This window comes from Gardnerella sp. KA00243 (assembly GCF_049244105.1).
GTDB lineage: Bacteria > Actinomycetota > Actinomycetes > Actinomycetales > Bifidobacteriaceae > Bifidobacterium > Bifidobacterium leopoldii.
Window position 1 is genome coordinate 683,773 of sequence record NZ_CP058375.1, and the last position, 26,116, is coordinate 709,888.

General features: G+C 40.8%; 17 protein-coding genes and 1 tRNA gene. 6 read left to right on the plus strand and 12 right to left on the minus strand.

Annotation, left to right across the window (positions count from 1 at the left end; translation table 11 throughout):
• Positions 1-3: 3 nt before the first annotated feature.
• From nadD to HXT50_RS02715, 3 genes are read right to left on the minus strand one after another with little or no spacing between them, the layout of a single operon-like run.
• Entirely contained in the window at positions 4-816 is an 813-nt protein-coding gene (gene nadD / locus HXT50_RS02705; RefSeq protein WP_004118981.1) for a nicotinate-nucleotide adenylyltransferase, read from the minus strand.
• Positions 806-1,333: a hypothetical protein gene (locus tag HXT50_RS02710; protein WP_004106492.1), complete on the minus strand. Its 528-nt coding sequence runs from the start codon at positions 1,331-1,333 to the stop codon at positions 806-808. Before HXT50_RS02710 ends, nadD begins: the two co-directional genes overlap by 11 nt.
• Positions 1,334-1,361: 28 nt before the next feature.
• Complete coding sequence (locus tag HXT50_RS02715) at positions 1,362-2,639, minus strand: glutamate-5-semialdehyde dehydrogenase (protein WP_117008706.1); 1,278 nt, start codon at positions 2,637-2,639, stop codon at positions 1,362-1,364.
• A gap of 199 nt (positions 2,640-2,838) precedes the next feature.
• Here HXT50_RS02715 and thrC point away from each other — a divergent pair, with 199 nt between their 5' ends.
• Positions 2,839-4,365: a threonine synthase gene (gene thrC / locus HXT50_RS02720; RefSeq protein WP_112928728.1), complete on the plus strand. Its 1,527-nt coding sequence runs from the start codon at positions 2,839-2,841 to the stop codon at positions 4,363-4,365.
• A 59-nt stretch (positions 4,366-4,424) separates the two neighbouring features.
• On the opposite strand, the gene HXT50_RS02725 is transcribed toward thrC, so the two are convergent.
• The 8 genes from HXT50_RS02725 to HXT50_RS02760 all read right to left on the minus strand — a co-directional run bounded on the left by HXT50_RS02725 (position 4,425) and on the right by HXT50_RS02760 (position 17,696).
• Positions 4,425-5,093 (minus strand): regulatory protein RecX, encoded by a 669-nt coding sequence (locus HXT50_RS02725; RefSeq protein WP_004118976.1) that lies wholly within the window; start codon positions 5,091-5,093, stop codon positions 4,425-4,427.
• A gap of 30 nt (positions 5,094-5,123) precedes the next feature.
• Positions 5,124-6,263: a recombinase RecA gene (gene recA / locus HXT50_RS02730; protein ID WP_004118965.1), complete on the minus strand. Its 1,140-nt coding sequence runs from the start codon at positions 6,261-6,263 to the stop codon at positions 5,124-5,126.
• A gap of 204 nt (positions 6,264-6,467) precedes the next feature.
• Complete coding sequence (locus tag HXT50_RS02735; RefSeq protein ID WP_421776994.1) at positions 6,468-7,157, minus strand: CinA family protein; 690 nt, start codon at positions 7,155-7,157, stop codon at positions 6,468-6,470.
• 109 nt (positions 7,158-7,266) lie between these two features.
• On the minus strand, positions 7,267-7,947 hold the full coding sequence (gene pgsA / locus HXT50_RS02740) for a CDP-diacylglycerol--glycerol-3-phosphate 3-phosphatidyltransferase (protein ID WP_032835516.1): 681 nt from the start codon (positions 7,945-7,947) through the stop codon (positions 7,267-7,269).
• Positions 7,948-8,025: 78 nt separating this feature from the next.
• Positions 8,026-10,725, minus strand: coding sequence for a DNA translocase FtsK 4TM domain-containing protein (locus HXT50_RS02745; protein ID WP_421776995.1), 2,700 nt, complete (start codon positions 10,723-10,725; stop codon positions 8,026-8,028).
• A 208-nt stretch (positions 10,726-10,933) separates the two neighbouring features.
• Positions 10,934-11,956 (minus strand): class C sortase, encoded by a 1,023-nt coding sequence (locus HXT50_RS02750; protein ID WP_421776996.1) that lies wholly within the window; start codon positions 11,954-11,956, stop codon positions 10,934-10,936.
• Positions 11,957-12,045: 89 nt separating this feature from the next.
• On the minus strand, positions 12,046-13,689 hold the full coding sequence (locus tag HXT50_RS02755; RefSeq protein ID WP_421776997.1) for a SpaH/EbpB family LPXTG-anchored major pilin: 1,644 nt from the start codon (positions 13,687-13,689) through the stop codon (positions 12,046-12,048).
• A gap of 233 nt (positions 13,690-13,922) precedes the next feature.
• Positions 13,923-17,696 carry a Rib/alpha-like domain-containing protein gene (locus HXT50_RS02760; protein WP_421776998.1) on the minus strand — a complete coding sequence of 1,258 codons (3,774 nt, stop codon included), beginning with the start codon at positions 17,694-17,696 and terminating at the stop codon, positions 13,923-13,925.
• Between the two features lie 46 nt (positions 17,697-17,742).
• On the opposite strand from HXT50_RS02760, the gene HXT50_RS02765 reads away from it, so the two are divergent.
• Positions 17,743-17,928 (plus strand): hypothetical protein, encoded by a 186-nt coding sequence (locus tag HXT50_RS02765; protein WP_101886089.1) that lies wholly within the window; start codon positions 17,743-17,745, stop codon positions 17,926-17,928.
• A 178-nt stretch (positions 17,929-18,106) separates the two neighbouring features.
• Here the strand turns inward: HXT50_RS02765 and HXT50_RS02770 are convergent.
• Positions 18,107-18,182 (minus strand) — tRNA-His (locus HXT50_RS02770).
• A 139-nt stretch (positions 18,183-18,321) separates the two neighbouring features.
• On the opposite strand from HXT50_RS02770, the gene purT reads away from it, so the two are divergent.
• From purT to purF, 4 genes are all read left to right on the plus strand, one after another.
• On the plus strand, positions 18,322-19,605 hold the full coding sequence (gene purT / locus HXT50_RS02775) for a formate-dependent phosphoribosylglycinamide formyltransferase (protein WP_004105966.1): 1,284 nt from the start codon (positions 18,322-18,324) through the stop codon (positions 19,603-19,605).
• A 175-nt stretch (positions 19,606-19,780) separates the two neighbouring features.
• Entirely contained in the window at positions 19,781-20,563 is a 783-nt protein-coding gene (gene purC / locus HXT50_RS02780; RefSeq protein ID WP_004105967.1) for a phosphoribosylaminoimidazolesuccinocarboxamide synthase, read from the plus strand.
• A gap of 142 nt (positions 20,564-20,705) precedes the next feature.
• Positions 20,706-24,461 carry a phosphoribosylformylglycinamidine synthase gene (locus tag HXT50_RS02785; protein WP_415688387.1) on the plus strand — a complete coding sequence of 1,252 codons (3,756 nt, stop codon included), beginning with the start codon at positions 20,706-20,708 and terminating at the stop codon, positions 24,459-24,461.
• Between the two features lie 81 nt (positions 24,462-24,542).
• Positions 24,543-26,030 (plus strand): amidophosphoribosyltransferase, encoded by a 1,488-nt coding sequence (purF, locus tag HXT50_RS02790; protein ID WP_004105975.1) that lies wholly within the window; start codon positions 24,543-24,545, stop codon positions 26,028-26,030.
• The last annotated feature ends 86 nt before the right edge of the window (positions 26,031-26,116 follow it).

A 26,116-nucleotide genomic window follows, 5' to 3' on the forward strand; every position in this document is an offset into this window, starting at 1 on the left:
TAATTACGCACGATATAAACCATGCTTAACTATGTATTGAACTACTCCATCTGGAACTAAATACCACACCGGCTCACCATGCTCAGCTCGACGACGAACATCAGTAGAAGAAATAGACAATGCTGGAATCTCTAAAATATCAACCGGCAAATGCGTAGAATCACAATGAACCATATCGTCACGATTCGCTGCAATACCAGTATCATTCGTATGCATTTGGCGAGGCATTAACGGAGAATTAGAATCTGCTAACTTTTCTGGCCTCGAATAGCCAGGACGAGTAACAGCCACAAATCGAGCCAAATTCCACATTTCGCGCGCATTTTTCCATTGCATTATTTCAGCAATAGCGTCAGCTCCAGTAATAAAGAAAAGTTCCGCATCAGGATGTTGAGCACGTATATCTCGCAAAGTATCGATAGTATAAGTAACTCCAGGGCGATCAATATCAACCCTAGAAACAGTGAACTTTGGATTTGAGGCTGTTGCAATAACAGTCATTAAATAACGATCTTCTGCATTCGTAACTTTTTTATCAAGCTTAAAAACAGGCCTACCGGTAGGAACGAAAATAACTTCGTCAAGATCATAAACCCAAGCAACTTCTGAAGCAGCAACCAAGTGACCATTGTGTATTGGATCGAATGTGCCGCCCATAATTCCAATGCGCTGACGCTCGTGCACATTGCCACGAGTAGAAGTACGTTTATGAACTGAATTCACAACCGCAGGAGGAGCCGCTTCTTTACCAGTAAACGCGCCATGAAATAGGTCAGACATGCGACGTTCTGCATCTTCGTAAATTTCAGGACTCATTCGCTTCAGATTCCTTGTCTTCCACTTGAGTTTCATTCACTAACCCAGATGCAACATTTGCGCTATCCGGATTAATATTGCCCATTTCTTCATCCCACTCATCTTTTACGACACGCTGGATTTCGGCAAAAGTTGGAAGAGGGAAATCTGGTTGATACGCACCACGAATTTTCGCTACAGATTCCGAAATTTTAGCAAGCATGGATGTCATGCCATCAATATCATGATCACGTTCTAATTCGCTAAACTTAATAATATTCTTTTCCATATTGCGAACATTTTTAAGAACATTATTAAACGAAGTTTCATCAGGAATAGTCACATCATTCGAATCAGAATCTGGCCAGCCCATTAACACTGCATCAGCATACTCAAGCGATGAACGTTGCGATGCAGAAGCAATACCATCTTCAATTTGCACCAAAAAAACATATCGCACAATGGACAAACGTTCAGCAGCAATATCAAGCGCTTCTAAAGGAGTTAAACAAGAAGTTTTCTCATCCATATTTACCATATTCTTACAATACCTCACTTTATGCACTTTATGCTCTTATTTGCCCATCTCCGTAGCCGATCCATTTGGTTGTTGTCATTTCAAGCAAACCCATAGGGCCTCTTGCATGTAATTTTTGCGTAGAAATACCAAGTTCTGCGCCGAAACCAAATTCGCCGCCATCTGTAAAGCGCGTTGAAGCATTTACCATAACTACGGCGGAATCAACACTTGCAATAAAACTTTGAATAGTTGAGTAATCTTCAGCAATAATGGTTTCAGTATGGCCAGTAGAATATTTCGCAATATGAGAAGCTGCATCAGTATAATCATCTACAACTTTTACACCCATATTCAGCGACAAATATTCTCGCTTCCAATCTTCCTCAGTGGCACACTCAAGCTGCAATCCTTGAATATTAGCGGATTGCAAAATATCGTAAGATTTATCGTCTGCATGCAAAATTACATTATGCTCAGCTAAAGCAGCAGCGATTTTTGGCAAAAATTCTTGCGCAACAGCTTTATGCACTAATAATTTTTCAGCAGCGTTACACACGCCTACTCGTTGCGTTTTTGCATTAACAATAATTGGTATAGCTTTTTTAATATCAGCGCTTTTATCTACATAAATATGTACGTTTCCAGCTCCAGTCTCAATAACAGGAACCGTAGATTCTTGAACAACTGCTGCAATAAGATTTGCACTACCTCTAGGCACAAGCACATCAATATGACCGTGAGCATGCATCATTGACGTAGCTCCGTCTCTTCCTAAATCGTCAACAGCCTGAATCAAATCAGCACTAAAGTTAGAATTTTTAAGAACCGATTGTATAACTTCAATACTCGCCTGATTCGTATGAAGAGCCGCGCTTCCTCCTCGCAAAATCGCAGCATTTCCAGATTTAATGCACAAAGCAGCTACATCAATAGTTACGTTTGGACGAGCTTCGTAAATCATTCCCATAACGCCCATTGAAACTCGAATTTGCGAAAGTTTAATTCCATTAGGAAGAGTGTATCCGCGAACTACTTGACCTACAGGATCTTGCAATTGCGCAATTTTTCGCACGCTTTTTGCAGAAGCTTGGATTCGCTCTTCATCAAATTTAAGCCGATCGAGCTTTCCAGCATCCATTCCCTTAGCTTCAGCTTCTTTAAGATCTTTTTTGTTAGCCTCAGCAATATTTGAAGCTGCAAACTCTAAAGCATCTGCCATTTTTTCGAGAAGCGCATTTTTTGCGCGAGTATCTGCATGAGCAAAATTACGCCACGCTTTGCGCGCACAATCAGCACGAGCATTCACTAAATCATCAACAGACAACGTTCCCCCTATAGATTATTTGCCTAATCGCCAATTAATTAATAGTAAAACAAAAGCATTTATATATATGAGATTAGCACACGCCCATTCGCCCAGCGCTTCAGGTACCATAATTTGATATAAGTTGTGTAAATAATTTACATAAATAATCTACGTAAGTAAAAAATATTCTCTATAAACAGACGGTTACGGAGTTATTATGGCATCAGATACAACTATTTTCCATAGCACTCGTTCGCTTAAGCCAACATGCACATCAAAAGAGGCAATACGTAAAGGAATTGCTGAAGATGGCGGATTATTTGTAGCTGATAGCCTTGGTAGCGAGCGTTACGATATTTCTAAATTGCAAGGCAAATCGTATCAAGAAATTGCGCAGGATATTTTGCAACTGTTGCTGCCTGATTATACTTCAGAAGAGCTTTCTTCTTGCATTAAACTGGCATACGGCAATCAATGGTCTAATAACGCTATTACTCCACTCCAGCAGCTTGGGAACACTAGCGATTTTGTGATGGAACTTTTCCATGGTCCTACTTGTGCGTTTAAAGACGTTGCTTTGCAAATGTTGCCACAATTAATGTCTCGCACTAAAACTCAACACGAGAACGAATCTGATATTGAAAAAAGCGTTATGATTCTAACTGCAACTTCTGGAGATACAGGTAAAGCTGCTTTGGCTGGTTTTGCTGATGTTCCAGGCACTTCTATGATTACTTTTTATCCAGAAGGAAAAGTTAGCCGCGTCCAAGAATTGCAAATGACTACTCAGGTAGGCGAAAATGTGAAAGTTTGCGCAGTCCGCGGTAATTTTGACGATGCTCAAACAGGCGTTAAACAGATTTTCACAAATAATGAGCTCAACAAAAATATTGAAGAAGATGCGAATACAGTATTGTCTTCAGCTAACTCAATTAACGTTGGTCGTCTTGTGCCACAAGTTGTTTACTATTTTGCAGCATACAAGCAGCTTATTGAACGCGAAGTTATAAAACTTGGAGACGAAGTAGAATTTTGTGTTCCTACAGGCAATTTTGGCGATATTCTAGCAGGATATTATGCAAAAATGCTTGGTCTTCCAGTGAAGCATCTCATTGTTGCTAGCAATAGTAACAATGTGCTTTTTGATTTTTTGGTAAGCGGCACTTACAACCGTCAGCGCACATTCCATCACACTGTTGCTCCTTCTATGGATATTTTGGTTTCTTCTAATTTGGAGCGAATGCTTTATTACATGTGCGATAAAGACACGCGTTTAATACAAATGCTTATGAATGACTTGACTCAATGGGGCGCTTTTGAGATTCCAGAAAATGTGCTTGCAAAGATTCGCTCACTGTTTGGCTGCGGTTGGGCGAATGAGGATCAAATTCGCGAAGCTATTTATGACTGTTGGAACAAGTACAAGTATGTGATCGATCCACATACTGCTTGCGGATTCTTCGTTATGCAAAATATTCCACATGACGAAAGCACACCTAGAGTATTGCTAAGCACTGCAAGCCCGTATAAATTCCCTCGTGTTGTTGCTGAATCTTTGAATATTGAGCATGTGCAAGATATGGATGATTTCAAATGCATGGACGCTCTTAGTAAAGCTACAGGAACTAAAGCTCCAAGCATGCTTAGAAATCTTGAAAATAAAACTCCACGCTTTAATGATGTTATTAATGTTGAAGATATGCCTGAGTATGTTTTAGCTCAAGCGCATAATTTCGCAAAATAATCATAAAGTTTTAAGCGAAAGAGGCTGGTTTACTTGTATAATCCAGCCTCTTTTACTATTCATTCGTTATTACTTTCGAATAAAGCTGCATACACTTCGTTAATAACGTTTAAATCATGACCTTTTCTTGCAGCTGCTGCGAAAAATCTTCGTCTTCTGACTAAAGGCTCAAGATTTCTCGTGCGCGAAGCCGTTTTGCGACCGAGTTCCCACGCTGCTTCAGTGAATACTCCAGAGTTTTGAGCAGAAGCTACGTTTTGTGAAATAGCAGCAGGATCAACATTTTTACGCTGCAATTCCATTCGAGTAGCTCTAGCACCAAGAAGCCTCACAGCGCAAGAGCGAATCACCATTTGAGCATATTGATTGTCATCAAGAAGATGCAATTCAAGCAAACGATGAATAACCGCGTCAATAGCAACTTCCGTGTAGCCTTTTTCTTTAAGCCTTTTGCGCATGTCCATCACAGAGCGAGGAGCATAATCTAAAAGCCTTAAAGCAGCTTCCCTGCAATCATCTTCACTACTATTGCAAAGTTCGTCGCTTAAATCACTTACTTTAGTGTTTTTTACATACGGCATGTTTTTTGTATTATTTTTTGCGCTTAAAAGTACTGATTTATGCGATATTTTTTTGCGAGTATGTGGCTTTACGCTATTACTTTCGTCATCTTCTTCAGTCCGCTCTACTGGATGATCGCGAAGAAAACTCTCTACACTAATAGGCATATTCATTCGCTTTACACTGTAATCTTATTATTACTTCGATTCGGATGACTTTTGTGCAGAATTTTTAGCTACAGAATCATCAGCGAATTGATCTAGTTCAGAATCTTCAGCGAATTGATCTTCAGGATGCATTAAACCTAACGAAGCTTTGACTTTTTCGCTAATTTCTTCAGTAATAGCTGGATTATCTTTCAAGAACTTACGGACGTTTTCACGACCTTGTCCAAGCTGCTCACCGTCATAAGTAAACCAAGAACCAGATTTCTTAATAACTTCAGCTTGCAGCCCCATATCGATAACAGAACCTTCAGTAGAGATACCTTCTCCGTAAAGAACATCAAACTCAGCAGTTTTGAAAGGCGGAGCCATTTTATTCTTGACAATCTTAACTTTCGTTCGGTTGCCAACAGCTTCTTCACCCTCTTTAATAGTAGAAACTCTGCGAATATCCATACGCACAGACGCATAGAACTTCAAAGCTTTACCACCAGTGGTAGTTTCAGGGTTACCAAAGAATACGCCAATTTTTTCACGAAGCTGATTAATAAAAATAGCAGTAGTGCCAGCTTGTGAAAGAGCACCAGTCATCTTACGCAACGCCTGACTCATTAAGCGAGCTTGTAAGCCCACATGACTATCTCCCATATCGCCATCGATTTCAGCTTTAGGAACTAATGCCGCTACAGAATCAACAACAATAACATCTAACGCACCAGAACGAATAAGCATATCAGCAATTTCCAATGCCTGCTCACCGTTATCTGGCTGAGAAACAATAAGAGCATCCGTGTCTACTCCAAGCTTTCGCGCATAGACAGGATCCAACGCATGCTCAGCATCAATAAATGCCGCTACCCCACCATTTTTTTGAGCATTTGCAACGATATGCAAAGCAAGAGTTGTTTTACCAGAAGACTCAGGACCGTAGACTTCAACTATTCGCCCTCTAGGAACACCGCCAATCCCCAAAGCAGTGTCCAACGCTAATGAACCAGTAGGAATAACTTCTACATCTTGCATAGGTCTATCACCTAAGCGCATTGCAGAACCTTTTCCATATTGTCGTTCAACATTGGCTAAAGCAGTTTCTAACGCTGCTTGGCGACGTGGATCTGTTTTATCCGCATCAATAAGGCGATTAATACTGCCTTTACTTTTCGTTTGCGCCATGTATGCTACTCCTTTCGCATGCCGTTATGTATCGAACGACCTTAGTTCCATACTAGATTCAAGTACAAGCATTTTTGTGCAATGTGGATAAAACATTTAATCCAAGCACTTAAACGCTAACTCAGCTTAAATCATTTCGACAAACACAAGTATACTATATATGCGAACATTTGTTCGATAGCGCGTGTCTTGATTACAACCCAACTACTTACAATCTTCGACATAAGCAATCAACTCATTAGTAATTCTCAACAACTGAAATACAGTAGATTCGCGAACTTCCTGACGACTGCCAGATAATCTCAATTCAAAAACAAAAGCAACACTTGATTGCGCAATTTTAGTTACGCTTTGACTCTCGATCTGAGCAAAATCATAATCATAGACGTTACTCACGCATCCATCTTCAAGTTCTTTATGAGCCGCATCTTTAACAGAATCCACAGCATCATTAACTTTAGGCAAAAATATTCCAACATAAACTAAACCTGCTGGTTTATTGCCATCGGGACCAGGACCTGCAACACCAGTTGTAGACAAGCCAATAATAGGAAAATTTGCACAACACTCATAATCTTCCCCATACACCCATCCACTGCCACGATATATTTGAGCAGCTCCAATCGCCATTTGAAAAGCAACATCCTGGTAAACCGCGCCTTCAGATTGTAAAAGATTAGAATTTACACCAAGAATTTTGGATTTAGCATGAATATCATAAGTGACAGCAGAACCACAAAAAACTCGTGATGCACCAGGAACAGAAACAAAAGCATCAGCCAAAAGCCCGCCAGTTAACGACTCTGCTGAAGCAATATGCATTCCTTTAATAAAACTTTTTTCCAATAGATCCGCGGCTAAAGAAACTGTATTAAAATCTGAAGAATTATTCATAATACGCTCGATATGATTGTAGCTTACGATTTTCCACAACATAAACCCTTTAGGGATAATCTATGAAAAACCGTAAGCTACAAACAAGAAGTTTACTTATTGATTTTATTTACTTCACAGGAGGCAAAGGAACCGCATTTTTTGCATCATCAACTTGAGATTCGCTATCTGAAGAACCCTCAAAGAAAGCACTATAGACATACAAAACTGCAGAATAGAAAGCAAAGCCCAAAGAAATACCAAGCAAGCCAAAAGCCACTGCATAGTAAGAAACCATCCAAGAAGGCAATGGATTAGCATGAAGAGTTGCAACAAGAGGTGCAATAATCATTGCAATACCAATCGACTGCGTAAGAGTCTTATACTTTCCTGCAGAGGATGCAGCAATTACTCTTCCACGAACATTAACAACATAAATTCGCACAAGAGTAATAGCAATTTCGCGAATCATGAACAAGATGGTTATCCACCAATAAATTTCGCCGAAAACAGAAGCAATAATAAGCGCAGCTAGAATAAGAATTTTATCCGCAATTGGATCAAGTAACTTACCTAATTCTGTAACCTTATGATATTTACGAGCCATCCACCCGTCGAGCTTATCCGTAGAAGCAGCTACGACAAACAGCACAAACGCAGCCCAACGCAACGAAACTGAATCAAAACCCCACGTACCTGCTTTCAAATATAAAACAATAAAAACAAGCGAAAGCACGATACGGATATAAGTCACAATATTTGGAGCATAATTCCAGCCAGCAAAAAATGATGACTTAGCTTTTTTCTTCATACGCATAACCTTCATTCTACTGCAAAGTAAAAACTTCTAGCACACACAACTTGGTGTTGTACACAACAATACAATATCTTATAACGAATCTGACTCGCCACGAATAAAAGCCAAAACTTTTGGCAAATCTTCAGGCTGAACCAAAACTTCGCGAGCTTTAGAACCTTCAGAAGGTCCCACAACACCTCGAGATTCAAGCAAATCCATCAATCGACCTGCCTTTGCAAAGCCAACGCGCAACTTACGCTGAAGCATTGAAGTAGAGCCAAATTGCGAGCTGACAACAAGCTCAGCAGCCTGGAGCAACTCGTCCATATCGTCGCCAATATCGCTAGTTTTAAGCTTGCTTTGAGCTTGAGCATCCGCTTTTTGAGCCATTTGCTCAATATCTTCACGATACTTTGGTTTACGCTGCGTGCGAACATACTCCACAGCCTTGCGGATTTCAGATTCACTCACCCACGATCCCTGCACACGCTGAGGTTTTGCAGCACCCATTGGAAGGAACAAAGCGTCGCCTTGACCAATCAAAGTTTCTGCACCAACAGTATCGAGAATAACCCTTGAATCAGTAGCAGACGAAGTAGCAAAAGCCAAACGAGAAGGAATATTTGCTTTAATCAAGCCTGTTACAACGTCAACAGACGGGCGCTGAGTAGCTAGAACCAAATGCACTCCTGCAGCTCGAGCAAGCTGAGTAATACGCTGAATAGAACTTTCAACATCGTTCTTAGCAACCATCATCAAATCAGCCATCTCGTCCACAACCACAAGCAAATACGGGTATGGAGCAACTTTTCGCTCAGATCCAGCCGGTGCGTGAACCTTTCCTTCACGAACAGCCTTGTTGAAATCTTTAACATGACGGAAACCAAAGAATTGCAAGTCATCGTAGCGAGCATCCATCTCTTTAACAACCCACTCAAGAGCCTGCGCAGCCTTCTTAGGATCCGTAATAATCGGAGTAAGCAAATGCGGAATGCCAGCATAAGCAGAAAGCTCCACGCGCTTAGGATCGACCATAATCATGCGAACTTGCTCAGGAGTTGCCCTCATAATAATCGAAGTAAGCATTGAATTAATGAAACTCGACTTACCAGAGCCGGTAGCGCCAGCAACAAGCAAATGCGGCATTTTATCGAGAGCTGCAGTTACGAAATGACCTTCAACATCTTTTCCAACGCCTGTAAGCATAGGATTAGGGTCATTCATAGCTTTTTGCGAGCGCAGAACATCTCCCAAATGCACAATTTCGCGGTCGACGTTTGGAATTTCAATACCAATAGCAGACTTTCCTGGGATTGGCGACAAAATACGCACATCCGTGCTAGCTACAGCGTATGCAATATTTTTTTGCAAATTCGTAACTTTTTCAACTTTTACACCAGGACCAAGCTCAACCTCGTACTGCGTAACAGATGGTCCTCTAAGGAATCCAATAACGTGAGCGTCGACGTCAAATTGCTCAAAAGTAGAAGTTAGCGCACGAATAACGTTATCGTTTGCTGGAGTTCTCGCAGCATGAGGCTTGCCATGAGCTAAAAGATTCAAATCAGGGAGCTTGTAAGGTTCAGAGGAAGAATCAAAAGAAGGCTCATTATTATTGCCAGCACCATTTTCACTGTCGGTAGCATTTTCATTATCTGAATCTTCCTGATCCCTGCGATATTGATCCATACGTTCAGCTGGAATACTTGACCATGGATCGCTTGCAGATAAAGAGGAATCACTCATAGGAGCTTTTGGCAATATTTCTTCAGGAACAGGCTTTGATGAAGATGAAACACTTCTAGGTGTAAGTTGACTTGAATTATTATCAGCATTTTCAAATTGGGAATTATTTGCAGCATTATTATCGGAAGAGCTGCTCACAGTTCTTGCTTTACGAGGTTCAACTCTTTCAAGATTATCTACACTATTACCGTGAGAAGCAGCATGCGAAAATGCATCATCGCCGGCGTATTCGTCAAGCAATTCCCCATTATTATTACTGTTTTTACGCTTAAAGAATGATTTAAACAGTTTCAACACAGAAGACATTTGAGAAGATCCGCTATTATTTTTCGACGACTCTTCATTGTGAGTTGGCACGCCATCTGCAAATTCCAAAGAATTGGTTTTGCTGTCAGAATTATCTTCTTCAGAGTTTCCTAAATCTTCAGAAGATTTTTTACTGTTATATTTAGCAAAAATAGTAGCAACACCTTGAGCTATATCAGTTACATGAAGGCGAGTAATCATTAATATCGAAAAAATAGCAGCTACTACAAAAATAATAATTGCAAAAATACGAGAAAGACCCCACGATAGCGGAGATCCAAGCACAAAACCTAATAACCCACCTGACTTCTGCACAGTGTCTAAATTAAATGCTTTTCCGCGAGGCGCAGAAGAAATATCAAGAATTGAGCAAACAGATAACAATAGGATAATAAATCCGCTAATAACACGAGGATTACCAGAGCCAGCTCCACTGTTACGCATCAACCTAAAAGCGACAACGCTTAACCATACAGGCAGAACAACGCTCATAATTCCAAGCAAACTAGAAGACACAAAATGGAGACCTACTCCAATAAATCCACTAACTCTAAACCATTCTGATGCGCAGAATAAAATCGCAAGAACAAGCATAACGAAGCACAAACCGTCTCTGCGATATGCCTCATCGTATTCTCCAACACCAAAAAGCGAGCGCACTAACTTTCCTAAAGTTCTAGGCACAAACAGGAGAATTGTCTCCCACAATGGTTCACTAGGTGAAGCCTTACCAGCCATAAATACTCCTTCTGCACCATGTGCTATTTAGTACGCCATGTCATCATCAACATACATATGCGTAACCATACCAGTCTACTCCATAGACTGAGGTTATTTAAATGAACCAATTACCGCTTACTCTAATGCTAATATGATGCACATTCCTCAAGTATTTCATCAACTGATAAATCGCTGATATATCACTTCTTTCTTTCACAATAAGCAATCATGTATTTATTTTCCTACAAATATGCATTCCTTGCGGCGCAATATTATTATTACGACGTTTTCGAACTATAGCAATAATCATTGTGGCAAGAACTACCGCGCAACTTATCAATGCTATAAGGAACATAGTCATCCAGAATGGCCACTGAAGATGATCTTCTGGAGCATGCGCTGGGTCCGGCAGCACGCGATACCCCGTCACTAGCAATCTATGCGAGTTAACACCATACGGCGTACATGTAAGCAAAGTCGCTAAATCGCGACCCTTTTCTCGCTGCAACAAACTAATATCATGCGGGTCTACAACGCTAATGCGAAACACCCTATAGCGCATTGTATAGCCCTGTACATCAATGTAGAAGTAGTCTCCACGCTTCATATCGATTAAACCGTCAAACATGGTTGCTGTAGGCAAACCAGTATGAGCTGTGATAACAGTATGCCTGTTTTTGCCGCCCACTGGCAAATCTGTGCCATACAAGTGCCCTGCTCCGCGAGCTAGAACATCGCGCGAAGCACCATGATAAATCGGTAGTTTTACGCCTATTTTTGGGATTTTTATGATTCCCATAATTCCCATTGGTTCGTCTAGTTGCTTGATATATGACTTATAGTCTGCTGTTTTTTTGTAATTGTCACTACCATCATACGGATCGGCTGTAAAAATTTTTTTTCTGCGCGCATTGTATTTTCGCGCACTTTTTAGAATAGATTGTCGCACGCTAGCGGCTTGATTATAAGTTACTTTGTCGTAATCTATGGAAATTTGTTTAGACACGTGATTATTCCACAGTGTTGATGCCACTGGGTAGGTGAAGCATAGAATTGCAGCTAGCGCCAGAATGATTGGTTCAATAACGCATTTAAAAACAGATTTTTTGGGATTTGCAGAATCTGAGTCTGCAGAAGATTTGTTTGCAGACGATTCATTGGGAGTGGATTTAAGAATATGTAAGCCTGCTAATCGCTCTACCCTCTCTAAGCTACTGCGGCAAGCTTTTGCAAATTTAATAAAACTCATAAATCCACTTCCAAAAAGTAAAACAGGGGGCTAAGCAAATACCGCCCAACCCCCTGAGTTTTTTATAATATATTTACGTTAGAAGAATACTAAGCGCGCTGCTTATCTTCTTCTTTGCGATTGTTACGAGTGTAAATAAACACGCTTGCAGCAATCAAAACAATGCCAGCAATAGCGAAAATAAACACGCCGTAAGCACCGGTCTTAGGAAGCTTGAACCAGTGGTCGATGTTATTGTTGCTCGTTGGAACATCCTTGAACGAGTAAACAAACGTCTGCGAACTTTTATCATAATTAGCGTCTTTTGTGTAAGCCGTAGGAATAGTAACTTCTTCAACCTTTGGAGCCAAAACATAGTTGTCTGGAGCTTTAGTTTCCACAACGTAGAACTTTTGTCCAACCTTTGCTTTGAATCCAGCTGCTGTCAAACCAGTCTTATCAGCAGTTTCAGTATCAGCAAAGCCCTTAGAAGACTTGTTCTTGCACTTAGCATCAGTACGAGAAGCGTCAGCCGCGCATGCGTTTGCATCATCTGGCTTTGCAAACACAGCAAACTTAGCGCCCTTAATAGCTTTTCCGTCAGTACTGCTTATCTTCTTGATCTGGAATTTGACAAGAGTTACCTTAGAATCTGGATTTGGAGTTGGATTAACAGGCTTTGGCTTATCCTGGTCAGGAGTACCTTTCTTATATCCTGGCTGATAACCATACTTGTTAACGAGGTCGCCAGCAGCAACTCCTTCTTTAAGAGTGAATTTAAGTTCAACAGTTAACTTTGCATTTGGCGAAGTCTTAAGAGCATTAGCAATTTCACCAAGACCCGCATCTGTAAACGATACGGTAATACGACTACGAGTACTATCATCAGGCGTATCTTGAACATTTACCTTATACTTATCTTCTTTATCCTTGCTGTTAGTAATAGGAGTATTCCCAATCTTAACGCTTTTAACTACATCTTTACTAGAATCATAAGCAGTCTTCAACGCATCATCCCACACAGCAAAGCCCTGATAATCATCAGCCTTACGATCTTTAACAGGCGTACCACTAGTTGTAACTACAGAAGTTGAAATGGTATATGGCAAATCATCTTTTGTACCAACCATTCCTGTAGTGTCAACAGTCTTCTTAATAGCATCCTTAGTATATGCATTCTTAGGATCGACAGTTGGATTGTAATCATATTCTGTGCCTTTTTTACCACTGGTGATTTGTGGAATAGTCATAAAGAATGGCTGCGGAAGCTTTTCGTATCCATCTGGAACACTTGTTTCTTCAACTTTGTATAAGCCGATACCCAATTGATCAAACTTTGCAACACCACTATCATTTGTAGGTTTTTCAGTTCCATTATCAAAGCTTAAACCAGCAGAAGAATCATTTGGATTAGCATTAAGAGTTGGAACCTTAGCAGCAATATCAAGCCACTGATCGTATTTTGTTAAATCAAAGGTGGTTACTTTGTAAACCTTGAACTTTGCACCCTTAACAGGAGTTGCCTTCTTCTGATTACCTTTCTCATCGGTTTCATCCTTGTACTTTGTAATCTTGATGGAACCCTTTCTATCTTTATTGGCAGCATTCCAAGGTGCATCAGCATCAGTAGCTGCTGCAGTCGAATCCGTAGCAAATGCTACGTTGTTTGCCACCACAGCACCGGCGACGCACAGCGTGCCAGCCATTGCGAGCGAGGCGAATGCCGCCACGCATTGTTTAGTGAATTTGTTCATATTCATTCCTTTCATAAATGCTGTTTCCAGCAATTAAAAGTTTTGAAATTTTGATGTAAGTATGTAATTGTTTATCGGTTTTAACCGAATTTCGAATTATTTACGCAATTTGCTCATAAATGAGTAAATTTTTTAAGTTTAGGAATATTATGTTGCAATATCACGCTCCAAAATTCCATGAGATTTTGCATCAAAAACACGCACATTAAAAACATGCACCCAGTAGAAAAGCTTCATACGAGTCGCCACCTTCCAAGCAACTCGTGACCGCGCTTAGTTTGATCCATTACAAACACAGCAGCAATCAAACTAGACAACATCGCAGAAACAACGCACAAAGACGCATTCCAGCCGCATCCGCCGGTCTTTGGCAGCGCGAATGGTTTCACAACGTGAATCATGAAAGTCTTAAACTCGTAATCTTTACCCCTGGTGTACTGATCACCGTAAACTTCATTCAACAAATCATATTTAGCACCATGATGATTACTCATACCATCAAAAGATTTCTTAGCTTCTGGTTTCAAAGCCCAAGCAACGCACTGATAGTCACCAGTTTTTTCTGGAATACCATCGAGCGTAGCAGTAGTACGTTGAGCAGCATCGAACGGATTATTCGGATTATCCTTAGCGTTATAGCTATACAATTTATGCTGCGCGTTGCAATTAGAATTATTCTTACATTTCTCACGCTCGGAGTACGTATCAATATGACTCCATGTAATTGGATTACTTGCTTTCATACCCGCAAGTTTTGAAACAAAATCACGGTCATCATTTTCGCATAAAACTTCCAAGCCTATTTTCTTCTCAGTTTTATTACCACTATTCCACACGTCTTTTGTAGACCAAGCGTCAATAAACGGTCTATACATAAGACTCATGCCACTCATAATGGTAAGACCGCTACCACTTCCAAACTGACCATCAGTATCACTAATATCAGGCGCGTCAGGAGAATCTGACCTTAGCACTCGAAGCTTTATATCATCGCCTTCCATAGGATCCACTGTCACTTGCGCGTACACTGGATTTGGTTTACTTATGCCATCCCCATTACCAGCATCTTTATCCGTAGACTTTGAACCGTCCGGATAATGTACGATCACAGGAATTTTATACACGCCAGGCTTCTGCCACTTAAGCGGCTTAAAAGACATCACTCCATAGTGAGAACCATCACCCGTACCATGGTTTTTACCAGTCTTCCCACCATCGCTAGGCTTATTATCTTGACCATTATCGTAGAAAGACATTCCATAAGGATGACCCTTATCCTTCTTATACCAACCAGAATTATCTTTCTTATACTGGTTTTCATCAAACTCGAACCAAGTACCGTCTGGAAGCGCGCCTTCTTCTATATCATCCTGATGAGTAGCATTATTAGCGCCTTTCTTACTCGTAGGCACATCAGTAACATTCTTATAACCGTTAGTAAGGCTTGCATGATATTCACCAGCCTTCACTTTCAACGGCACGTAACTAGGATTATTCCTATGCGCGTAAGAAGCTTTAACACTAAACTTTAAAGTTTGATCATTCCAATCTTTACCCTTTGAATCCTTAGTCTCACCCTTAGTACCATAATTAGCAAAGAGCATTTTCTTATAAACAACACTTCCGCCAGTGTCATTGACAATTATGTCATCGAAATTCTTAAGACTAACAGCATTGTTAAAAGCAAACACGCGACACTCATACTTACCGCTTTTCTTAGGCGTTCCAGTAATAATCGCGCGAGAACGAGCCATAGTATTCGTGTTGTACTCATCTTTAGTTAAATACGAGTACTTAAAATCATTAAGATTACAGTTTTTATTATTCCTGCACTTGTTTTCTTCGTCTTCCGTAGCAATCTTCCATTGACGAAAAGCTGTAAACTTTAATCCGTTAACTTCACCAACAGACTTGTTTTTCGCTTCATCCCATTTAAGAAGCGTATAATTATCCTTATTTTCTTCGTGACAAATAGTGCGGAATGTAATCGGAGACTTATTGTTAGCAGACCACGCGTCAGGTATAAGAAGCTTACTACCATCTATCTGCTTATCTTTATCAAGATTCGTGTAATGATCCGTATGATACGAACCATAAGTAATACGGTCGGAATAGTTACTACCGAAATCGTGCATACCTGCACCCTCAGCAATAGAAAAACCTAAGTCGTTATTGCCTACAGTAAGTGGCGTTACTTTAACGTGAGCATAAACCTGCCCATTATCCGTACTACTTGAGCCATCAGGATAGTGAGCAATTACAGGAGTATCGTAATTATTAGGATCTTGAGGTTTGCTCGGAGTAAAAGTTACCTCACCAGTATTAGCATTAGTCATTTTTGACCAAGAAAGCACTGGTTTAGAATATTTATTACTCTTACCAAGCTCAAACCTAGTACCTTTCGGAAAATCGCCTTTAGTAATCCCCTCGTTTTTTGGAACCGACGTAATTGATTTTCCAGCTTGCACCTGTTTTTTATCATAATCTGGATACACAGGCTTATAAAAATGAGACATAGGCCAAACTTTGAATTTAGCGACAACCGTCTCTGAAAAAGGCTGAGGATGATTACAGTTGTAGTTACTTGGATTAGGATAAGTTACCTTAATCGGTATATAAACTGTATGATTCTTATGCGAGTCTGCTGGGTTAAAATACACTTTACCTGTAGACTTGTCAATCCACGCATGACCTTGTTGTAAAGGCTCTGGCTTCGGACTATTAGGATCATCAAAAGTAACTTGAGCATTGGATCCCTTATTGTTATCAAAATAAGCGTTACCATCAATAGAATAAGTAAGATTCTTAGGAATATGATTGTACAGCTTACCTCTTTTACCGTCACTGCCATAATCAGGAACAAAACTACCCTTATTATCGAAGTAATCACCATCATTCTCATGCCAATGACCATCATCAGTATAAGCTCTTACGGAAGAAGCTTGACGAGGCTGTGAATCCTCCGACTCCTCAAAATGTAATCCACCAGGCTTAGTTGGATCGGTACTATTATCCCACTCCACGTTATCTGGTATGCCATCACCATCGTGATCATACGGACCATAAGTTGCATAATCACGCTCATGAGATTCAGCATTAGTAGACTGATATCCAGCAATAATAGGCATGTAACGAATATCAGTACCATCTGGCACATCTGCAGTAATAACCCAACGGTAGCAAGTCGTAGAATTAGCACTTTCAAACGAACGCAGCATTATACCAAAGTCGCCATTGTCATGCCACTTCTTTATTTCGCATAAACTGTAATTCTTAAATTTAGACGAAGGATCAGTATTATATCCACAGCCAAAATTACCATTGCCAACAGTATCTTCCCACTGACCATTAAAATCGTTACTACCATACGCATAATGCCAACGAGAAATTGTTCTAGACCAGCCCCAATACTTATCCCAATTTTTCATTGTTTCTGGGATGCCTTTATCATTCTGACTTGTCCAGTCATTCCACTTTTTCTCGTAAACATTTCGCCTATCTCTTTTCACTCTAATAGTGTCTGTAATAAGCTGTTTCGGAAGATCTACGTAAAAAGTGACTCGTGCTGGAATACGCTGTCTAGGCTGAGGATTTAACTTCTCCTTAAAAGCATAGTTAAAATATATTTCATACTGCACATGAGTACCATTAGAATCCTTAGTAAGTGTTGGTGCAATATGCATATTTTCAACAGCATTACCAATACCATTACCATTAGCAGTAAAATATCCATAGCCACCATACGACCACATAACCTGCGCAGCGCTTGCAGGCTTAGCTGGCACAACGAGAACAGCAAGAATAGTCGCCACGGCGACAATCAACGCAAGAGCCGCGCGACGAATGTAATACAATTTAGAAGCGCTAGCAATAGAGCACCCTTTAGTGCACCTTTTAGATTTTTGTAAAGTTACAGAACCGTTAACATCATCAAGCGCATGATGACAATTCATAAAACTACAAGTTATACGTATAAGGTTAGAGAAACAGCCGTGAAGCCGTGACATTCTAACGCCTCGATTTCTTAAAAATCTAAAAGCTGCTCGAATACTCATGCCTGTTGGTTTTATGAATCAACAAGCATTGCCCGGGGTGCAGAACACTGCATTATCAGCAGCAAATGAGCGCGAAATATCACAAACCACCAAAGCAAACGTCGATACGAACGCAAGCAAGCACAATCATGCCCAAAATCAGCAGACTAATTCACGCCAAAAACTTAAACGCAAGATAATGTAGTGCACTACTGCTAAGCACATACGTTGTTATACCCCCCCCCCATGAAAAATTTCAAGTAAAATTTGCAAATTTCTTAATATTCGTAAAAATTCCTAAATTCGGGGTTATATACGGGTTATAGGCAAAAATATTGCAATCCAAAAAACAAAAAACGGCAGATATTTACCTGCCGTTCAAGTGGGGTGGCTAACGCGGCTTGAACGCGCGACCTTCTGAACCACAATCAGATGCTCTACCGACTGAGCTATAGCCACCATGTGCGCGAAACGAATTGAATCACACAACAAAGGGATACTATACACGATTTCCTCGATTTATGCTAGCGCAACACACTTCGGCGCGTCGTAGTAACAACATCAATTATTCGACAATGGCAAATGCAACAATGGATGTATGAGTTTTTCTGAGCAAAATCAGCGCATATTTGGCGTAACTGAAAACAGTAACAACACAACCGCGCTTCTTCTTGGATCTGGCGAACTTGGCAAGGAAATTGCGATTGAGCTTATGCGACTAGGCGTGCGAGTATGCGCTGCCGATAGCTACAAAAACGCTCCAGCAATGCAAATAGCTCACGAATACCACGTGCTAGATATGTCGAATCCACAAGAATTGCAAGAACTTATTTCAAATGTGAATCCTGACATTATTATTCCAGAAGTTGAAGCTATTGCTACTGAAGTTTTGAAAGATGCTGCTAAAAAGAATATTCAAGTCGTTCCTAGCTCAGATATTGCCGCGATTGCAATGGATCGCGAGCGCTTGCGTAGAATTGCGCACGAAGATTTAGGACTGCCTACTACACCGTATTGTTTCGCTTCATCTTATGAAGAGTTAGAGGATGGAGCTAAAAAAGTTGGATATCCTTGTGTAGTTAAGCCTGTTATGAGCTCTTCTGGTCACGGTCAGTCAATAGTTCGTAGTTCTGAAAATTTGCTTGCAGCTTGGAATGAAGCTCAGCATGGCAGGCGTGCAGCAGCTGGTCATGAGAATGAGTGTTCACGCGTTATTGTTGAAGCTTTAGCTCCGCTTGATTATGAGCTTACAGTACTTACAATAAGCTCTTGCGCAGGAATTACTACTTGTGAGCCGATCGCTCAGCGTCAGCAAGACGGAGACTATAGAGAATCTTGGCAGCCTGCAAATATTCCTGAATCGATCCGCACTAATGCGAAAGATATTGCAAAGCGCGCTGTAGAAGGTTTGACTGATATTGCGCAAGAAGCTGGCGAAGCAGGTTGGGGCGTTTATGGAGTCGAATTATTCGTGCTTACTGATGGCTCTTTGCTTTTTAATGAATTGTCACCTCGCCCACACGATACTGGCATGGTAACTATGATTTCGCAGCATTACAGTGAATTTGCATTGCATGCATTGGCTATTTTGGGAGTTCCAGTTACAGCTAACTATACTGAGCTTTCTTTGAAAAATAATGAAGTTGCAGCAAGTCACGCCATTGTTATTAAGGCGGAAGGATCTGTTGGTTTTACGAATATTGCTCAAGCTTTGCAATCTGGCGAAAATTATCGATGCAACTTGCGTATTTTTGCTAAGCCTTCTGTACATGGTCACAGACGCATGGCAGTTTCTTTAGCTACTGGATTAACGCAAGAAGAAGCTAGAGAAAATGCGACACGCGTCGCCATTTCGCTAAAAACTACACAAACAAATGCTTAGATACATTGAAAATTAAGGCATAGGAGTTAAAAAAGATAATAATTTACAGTATGCACGAAGGGAAATTTTGTAGGTAACAATTGTTACGCTAATCGTGCTGGCAAAGGTCAGGTAAACCTACAAATATTGTTGGTTTGCGCCTACAACTGTGAATGCACATAAGAGAGGGCATATCATGGAAAAACTTGAGAAGTTGTACGAAGGCAAAGCCAAAAAACTGTATGCTACCGATGACACCAATGTGCTATGGGTTGAATACATGAACCAGGCAACAGCTGGTAACGGTCTGAAGAAAGCTCAGATTGCAGGTAAAGGCAGTTTAAATAACCGGATTACTTCGTTACTATTCCATTTACTTGAGGCGCGCGGCGTAAAAAGCCACTTCCTCGGACGAATTTCCGATACTGAACAACTTGTAAAGCGTATGCGCATGTTCCCACTGGAAATTATTATGCGAAATACTGCTGCAGGTTCTTTTGCAAAACGTTATAACGTTAAAGAAGGAACACCTTTAAAGAAGCCATTGTTGGAGTTCTGCGTAAAGTCCGACGAGCTTGGTGATCCATTTATTAATCCTGAAGGCGTTGTGGCTCTTGGATTAGCAACAGATGAAGAAATAGCAGAAGTCACTCGTCAAGCTCATGCTGTTAACAATGCTTTGTTGGATATTTTCTCAAAGATTGATGTTCAGCTTGTCGACTTCAAGATTGAAGAGGGCGTGGACGCCGAAGGAAATATTCTTCTCGCTGATGAAATAACTCCTGATACTTGCAGACTTTGGGATAAGCGCAATGCTGGTACGAACGGAGTAAGTCATTTGGACAAGGACTTGTTCAGGCGCGATTTAGGCGACATCATTCCTGCTTATGAAGAAATTCACGATAGGCTTGCATCTTTAGCTCAAAGCGAAGGTTTGGATGTTTCTGTGCGCAAACCTGACGATTGCGTAGAACGATAATGATTGTTGTGGCTCGTACCTTTAAGGGTGCGAGCCACATGCATTCTTAATGTGATTTTGAATAATTTAATATTTATAATTTAAAACCAATACAACAATAAACACTGCATTCATACCGCACATTCAACAAGGTAGGTTTCTCGTGGTATTTCGCGTATATGTGGAAAAACGCACTGGTTTTGACGTTCAAGCGCAACAGCTTTTACATGAGCTTAGGGAGATTCTTGGCATAAGCGCGATTACTTCCGCAAGAATTATTAACCGTTATGACGTTGAAGGTATCAGCAAAGATTTATTCGACAATGCTGTGCAAACAGTATTGAGCGAACCTCCAGTTGATAATACTTACGATTACTTGCCTATTGAAACCGACGAGCACGTATTTGCTGTAGAATTTTTGCCTGGTCAATTCGATCAGCGTGCGCAATCTGCTAGCGAATGCATTCAACTTATTAGTCAAGGCGAACGTCCAACAGTGCGCACTGCTAGAGTAATCGCTTTAAAAGGTGATCTTGACGAAAAAGCACTAAACGATATTAAACACTACGTTATTAATCCTGTTGAAGCGCGAGAAGCTTCACTTGATGAGGTAAAAAGTTTACAGCGAGAAGCAGTTGTACCATCTGATGTAGAAGTAATTAGCTCATTTAACGATTTAGACGAAGCTGGATTACAAGACTTTATTAATACTCGCGGTTTGGCAATGGATTTGGCTGACGCAAAGTTCTGCCAGAAGTATTTCTGTGAAGAACATAGAAATCCTACTATTACAGAAATTCGCGTTATTGATACGTACTGGTCCGACCACTGCCGTCACACGACTTTTGGCACCGAGCTTACAGATATTTCTATTGACGATAACACTGTTCAAGAAGCATTTAGCCGTTATCTTGATTTGCGAAAAGAACTAAATCGCGAAAATAAGCCTGTTTGCCTTATGGATATGGCAACTATTGGCGCAAAATACTTAAAGCATACTGGCGAGCTTAAAAATTTGGACGAGTCAGAAGAAATCAACGCTTGCACAGTAAAAGTTAAAGTGGACGTAAACGGTCACGACGAAGATTGGCTATTCCTGTTTAAAAACGAAACACATAATCATCCTACAGAGATTGAGCCTTTCGGTGGAGCTGCAACGTGCATTGGTGGCTGCATCCGCGATCCTCTTTCTGGACGCTCTTACGTGTATCAAGCAATGCGCGTAACTGGTGCTGCAGATCCACGCACGCCTATTAGCGAGACTTTAAACGGTAAGCTTCCACAGCGAAAAATCGTAACTTCTGCCGCCGCAGGATACTCTTCTTACGGAAATCAAATTGGTTTAGCTACTGGCGAAGTGCATGAACTTTATCATCCGGGTTATGTTGCAAAACGTATGGAGGTTGGTGCGGTTGTTGCCGCTACCCCAGCCGACCATGTGCGCAGAGAAACTCCAGCTCCTGGCGATGTGATTATTCTTCTTGGTGGACGCACTGGCAGAGATGGCATTGGTGGTGCTACCGGCGCTTCTAAAGCTCAAGATGTTGAAAGTATTGAAGAGTGCGGAGCTGAAGTTCAAAAAGGTAATGCTCCTATTGAGCGAAAACTCCAACGACTTTTCCGACGCAAGGATGCTTGCCAACTTATTAAGCGTTGCAACGATTTTGGCGCTGGCGGCGTTTCTGTCGCAACTGGCGAAATTGCCGACGGCTTAACTATTAATCTCGACAAAGTTTCTAAAAAGTATGAAGGTCTCGATGGCACTGAGCTTGCTATTTCTGAATCTCAAGAGCGCATGGCTGTCGACGTTGCGTCAAGTGATGCTGAAGAATTTTTGAAGTATGCTCGTGAAGAAAATCTTGAAGCAGAAATAATAGCGACTGTTACTGAAGAAGCGCGAATGCGAATGACTTGGCGTGGAAAAACCATTGTTGACTTAAGCAGAGCATTCTTAGCTTCTAATGGCGCTCCAAAACAGCAGATACTGCATATTGAAAGTGGAGAATCTTACGAAACTCCATGGCAGAATCAGTCAAATTTGCCGTTAGAAAAGCGCATGCATAACTTAGTTTCGGATATTAATATTGCTTCAAATAAAGGCTTATCTGAACGATTTGATTCTACTATTGGCGCTGCTACTGTGCTTATGCCTTTTGGCGGTCGCCGTCAGCTTACTCCTGCTCAAGCTATGGTTGCTAAATTCCCAGTATTTGGCGAAACAAACACAGCTTCCGCAATGGCTTGGGGCTTTAATCCGTATTTAATGGAAAAAAACCAATTCACTGGTGCCTATGTTGCTGTTGTTGAATCATTGGCAAAGCTAGCAGCTAGCGGTTTCACGCGCGAACGTGCTTACTTGAGTTTGCAAGAATATTTTGGCAAGCCTCACGATATTCCAGAGCGTTGGGGAAAGCCAGCTGCAGCAGTTCTTGGTGCTTTAAGTGCACAGCTTGATTTTGGAGTTGGTGCTATTGGCGGCAAAGATTCTATGAGCGGCAGTTTTGAGAATCTGGATGTGCCACCAACTTTGATTTCGTTTGCTGTTTCTACCGGAGACGCACGTTTAACTGTTTCACCTGAATTTAAGGGTGTAAATCATAAAGTTATACGTATTGCTCCAAAGTATAAATCCGACGGAATCACTCCAGAAAAAGAAAGCTTCCTGAAAGCACTAGAAATTGTAGAAAATATTACGAAAAACAAGCAAGCTCTTGCTATATCTACTCCTGGCTACGGTGCTAGCGCAGAAAGCTTATTCAAAATGACGCTTGGAAATCATATTGGTCTTAAATTATTCAACAATTTAAGCGACGATGATTTATTTAAGCCAGCGTATGGAAGCTTCTACGTTGAACTCAAGGAAGACGCTGAAGTTCCATCTTTAGCTAATACAAGCTTGGTTGACGTTGAGATTGTTGGCGAAACAACTGAAAATTACGCAATTACTTCATCAAATAGCGAAGAAATTGATTTAAGTGATTTGCAAAAGGTTTGGGAAAGCGAACTTTCCTCAATCTTCCCGTATAAAAAGCCTGGCGAGATTGTAGAAACTATTAATAACAAAACTAATGTTTCTACTACAAATCACATGCACATAGGAAAACTAAAGCCGCTTTCGCATCCTCGCGTTATTATCCCAGTTTTCCCTGGAAATAATTGCGAATACGATACTCAAGCTGCTTTTGAAAAAACTGGAGCAGACGCTCATACGCTTATTATTAATAATTTAAGTGCAAAAGATATTGCACAATCAGCTGAGAAATTGGTTGAAGAGATTAAAAAGAGTCAAATTGTAATGATTCCAGGAGGCTTCTCCGGAGGCGATGAGCCGGACGGTTCTGCGAAATTCATTACAGCATTCTTTAGGAATCCAGCAGTAACAGACGCAGTTCGTGACTTGCTTAATAATCGTGACGGTTTAATGCTTGGAATTTGCAATGGCTTCCAAGCGCTTATTAAGCTGGGCTTGGTTCCTTTTGGAGATATTGTTCCTATGGATTCTAACTGCCCAACTCTTACCTACAACACTATTGGCAGACACCAAAGTAGGATTGTTCGCACTAGAGTTGCTTCAAATCTTTCACCATGGTTAGCAAATACGCAAGTTGGAGACATGCATACTGTTGCAATTTCTCATGGAGAAGGTCGCTTTATTGCTACTAACGAAGTTATGGAAAAGCTTATTAAAAACGGTCAAATAGCTACACAATATGTTGACAGCAATGGCGTACCAAGTATGAGCTTAAACGTAAATCCTAACGGCTCAATGATGTCAGTAGAAGGTATTACAAGCCCAGACGGTCGAGTTTTTGGAAAAATGGGACATTGCGAGCGCGCAGGTCGTGACTTGTATGTCAATATTCCTGATTTCCATGAGCAACCATTGTTTGAAGCTGGCGTTGAATATTTCACTGCATAAGCTTTAGTTTACAGTTGCAAAACTTGTATCAAAATAACTACAAATTCGACGATTACAATCATCGATTATTAGGGGGTATGAATGTCTGCAGAACTTGAAGATATTCACGAAGAATGCGGCGTATTTGGTGTGTGGGGTCATCAAGATGCAGCTAGGCTGACATATTTTGGACTTCATGCGCTACAGCATCGAGGACAAGAAGGTGCCGGCATTGTATCTAACGACAATGGCAAACTGCATGGGTATCGCGGATTGGGATTGCTAACTCAAGTATTTAGCAATGAACAAGTTATGGATCGTCTTACTGGAAACCGGGCTATCGGTCACGTGCGATATGCTACTGCAGGTTCTGGAAGCGTTGATAACATTCAGCCTTTCCTATTCCGTTTCCACGATGGAGACGTAGCTCTTGCACATAACGGAAATTTGACAAATTGCACTAGCCTACGTAATTCCTTGGAAGATAAAGGCTCAATATTCCACTCAAATTCTGATACTGAAATATTGATGCATTTGATTCGCCACTCTAGTAAAGCAACTTTTATGGATCGCCTGAAAGAAGCTTTACAAACTGTTCATGGCGGTTTCGCTTACTTATTGCTTACTCAAGACGCATTAATTGGAGCAACTGATCCAAATGGTTTCCGCCCTCTTTCGCTTGGTCGTATGAAGAACGGCGCGTACGTACTCGCTTCTGAAACTTGTGCGCTTGATATTGTGCGAGCAGAGTTTATTCGCGATATTGAGCCTGGCGAAATCATTGTTATTAATGACGATGGCTACACTATTGAGCAATATACGAAGCATGTGCAGCATGCAGTATGCTCAATGGAATTTATTTATTTCGCTCGCCCAGATTCTAATATTTACGGTATTAATGTTCATTCTGTGCGAAAGCGTATGGGTGCGCGTTTGGCTAAAGAATCTCCTGTTGAAGCAGATATGGTTATTGGAGTACCTAATTCTTCACTTTCTGCTGCTGCAGGATACGCTGAAACAAGCGGAATTCCAAACGAAATGGGATTGATTAAAAACCAGTATGTTGCACGCACTTTTATTCAACCGACGCAAGAATTACGCGAGCAAGGCGTTCGTATGAAACTTTCTGCTGTTCGTGGTGTGGTTGCAGGAAAACGCGTTATCGTTATTGACGATTCGATTGTTCGCGGAACTACTTCTAAGCGCATTGTGCAATTGCTCCGAGAAGCTGGCGCTAAAGAAGTGCATATGCGTATTTCTTCTCCTCCGCTTAAATATCCTTGCTTCTACGGTATCGATATTCAAACTACGAAGGAACTTATTGCAGCAAAGCATTCAGTTGAAGAAATTCGCGAATATATCGATGCTGATTCCTTAGCATTTTTGTCTTTAGATGGATTAGTCGAGTCGATTGGATTAAAAAAGCCTGCTCCTTATGGCGGTTTGTGCGTTGCTTACTTTAATGGCGACTACCCTACTGCACTAGACGATTACGGCGAAGAATTCTTGGCTTCACTTACTCCTGAAGAACGCGAACATTTGCAAGAAGTAAGGAAACATAGTAAATATTCGCACGAAAATCTTATATAACTTAATAATTTGATTATTTATTAATTAAATTGTTCATTGCAATTTATAAATAAAACTTAAGAAAATACTTATACCATTGTTACGAA

Bases quoted from the DNA above. Each gene is read 5' to 3' on its own strand.
- purF (WP_004105975.1), top strand. From the start codon at position 24,543: ATGTCTGCAGAACTTGAAGATATTCACGAAGAATGCGGCGTATTTGGT.
- HXT50_RS02750 (WP_421776996.1), bottom strand. From the start codon at position 11,956: ATGAGTTTTATTAAATTTGCAAAAGCTTGCCGCAGTAGCTTAGAGAGG.
- HXT50_RS02710 (WP_004106492.1), bottom strand. From the start codon at position 1,333: ATGGTAAATATGGATGAGAAAACTTCTTGTTTAACTCCTTTAGAAGCG.
- HXT50_RS02755 (WP_421776997.1), bottom strand. From the start codon at position 13,689: ATGAACAAATTCACTAAACAATGCGTGGCGGCATTCGCCTCGCTCGCA.
- purT (WP_004105966.1), top strand. From the start codon at position 18,322: ATGAGTTTTTCTGAGCAAAATCAGCGCATATTTGGCGTAACTGAAAAC.
- recA (WP_004118965.1), bottom strand. From the start codon at position 6,263: ATGGCGCAAACGAAAAGTAAAGGCAGTATTAATCGCCTTATTGATGCG.
- nadD (WP_004118981.1), bottom strand. From the start codon at position 816: ATGAGTCCTGAAATTTACGAAGATGCAGAACGTCGCATGTCTGACCTA.
- HXT50_RS02765 (WP_101886089.1), top strand. From the start codon at position 17,743: ATGCCTGTTGGTTTTATGAATCAACAAGCATTGCCCGGGGTGCAGAAC.
- pgsA (WP_032835516.1), bottom strand. From the start codon at position 7,947: ATGAAGAAAAAAGCTAAGTCATCATTTTTTGCTGGCTGGAATTATGCT.
- HXT50_RS02725 (WP_004118976.1), bottom strand. From the start codon at position 5,093: ATGCCTATTAGTGTAGAGAGTTTTCTTCGCGATCATCCAGTAGAGCGG.
- HXT50_RS02760 (WP_421776998.1), bottom strand. From the start codon at position 17,696: ATGTCACGGCTTCACGGCTGTTTCTCTAACCTTATACGTATAACTTGT.
- thrC (WP_112928728.1), top strand. From the start codon at position 2,839: ATGGCATCAGATACAACTATTTTCCATAGCACTCGTTCGCTTAAGCCA.
- purC (WP_004105967.1), top strand. From the start codon at position 19,781: ATGGAAAAACTTGAGAAGTTGTACGAAGGCAAAGCCAAAAAACTGTAT.
- HXT50_RS02735 (WP_421776994.1), bottom strand. From the start codon at position 7,157: ATGAATAATTCTTCAGATTTTAATACAGTTTCTTTAGCCGCGGATCTA.
- HXT50_RS02745 (WP_421776995.1), bottom strand. From the start codon at position 10,725: ATGGCTGGTAAGGCTTCACCTAGTGAACCATTGTGGGAGACAATTCTC.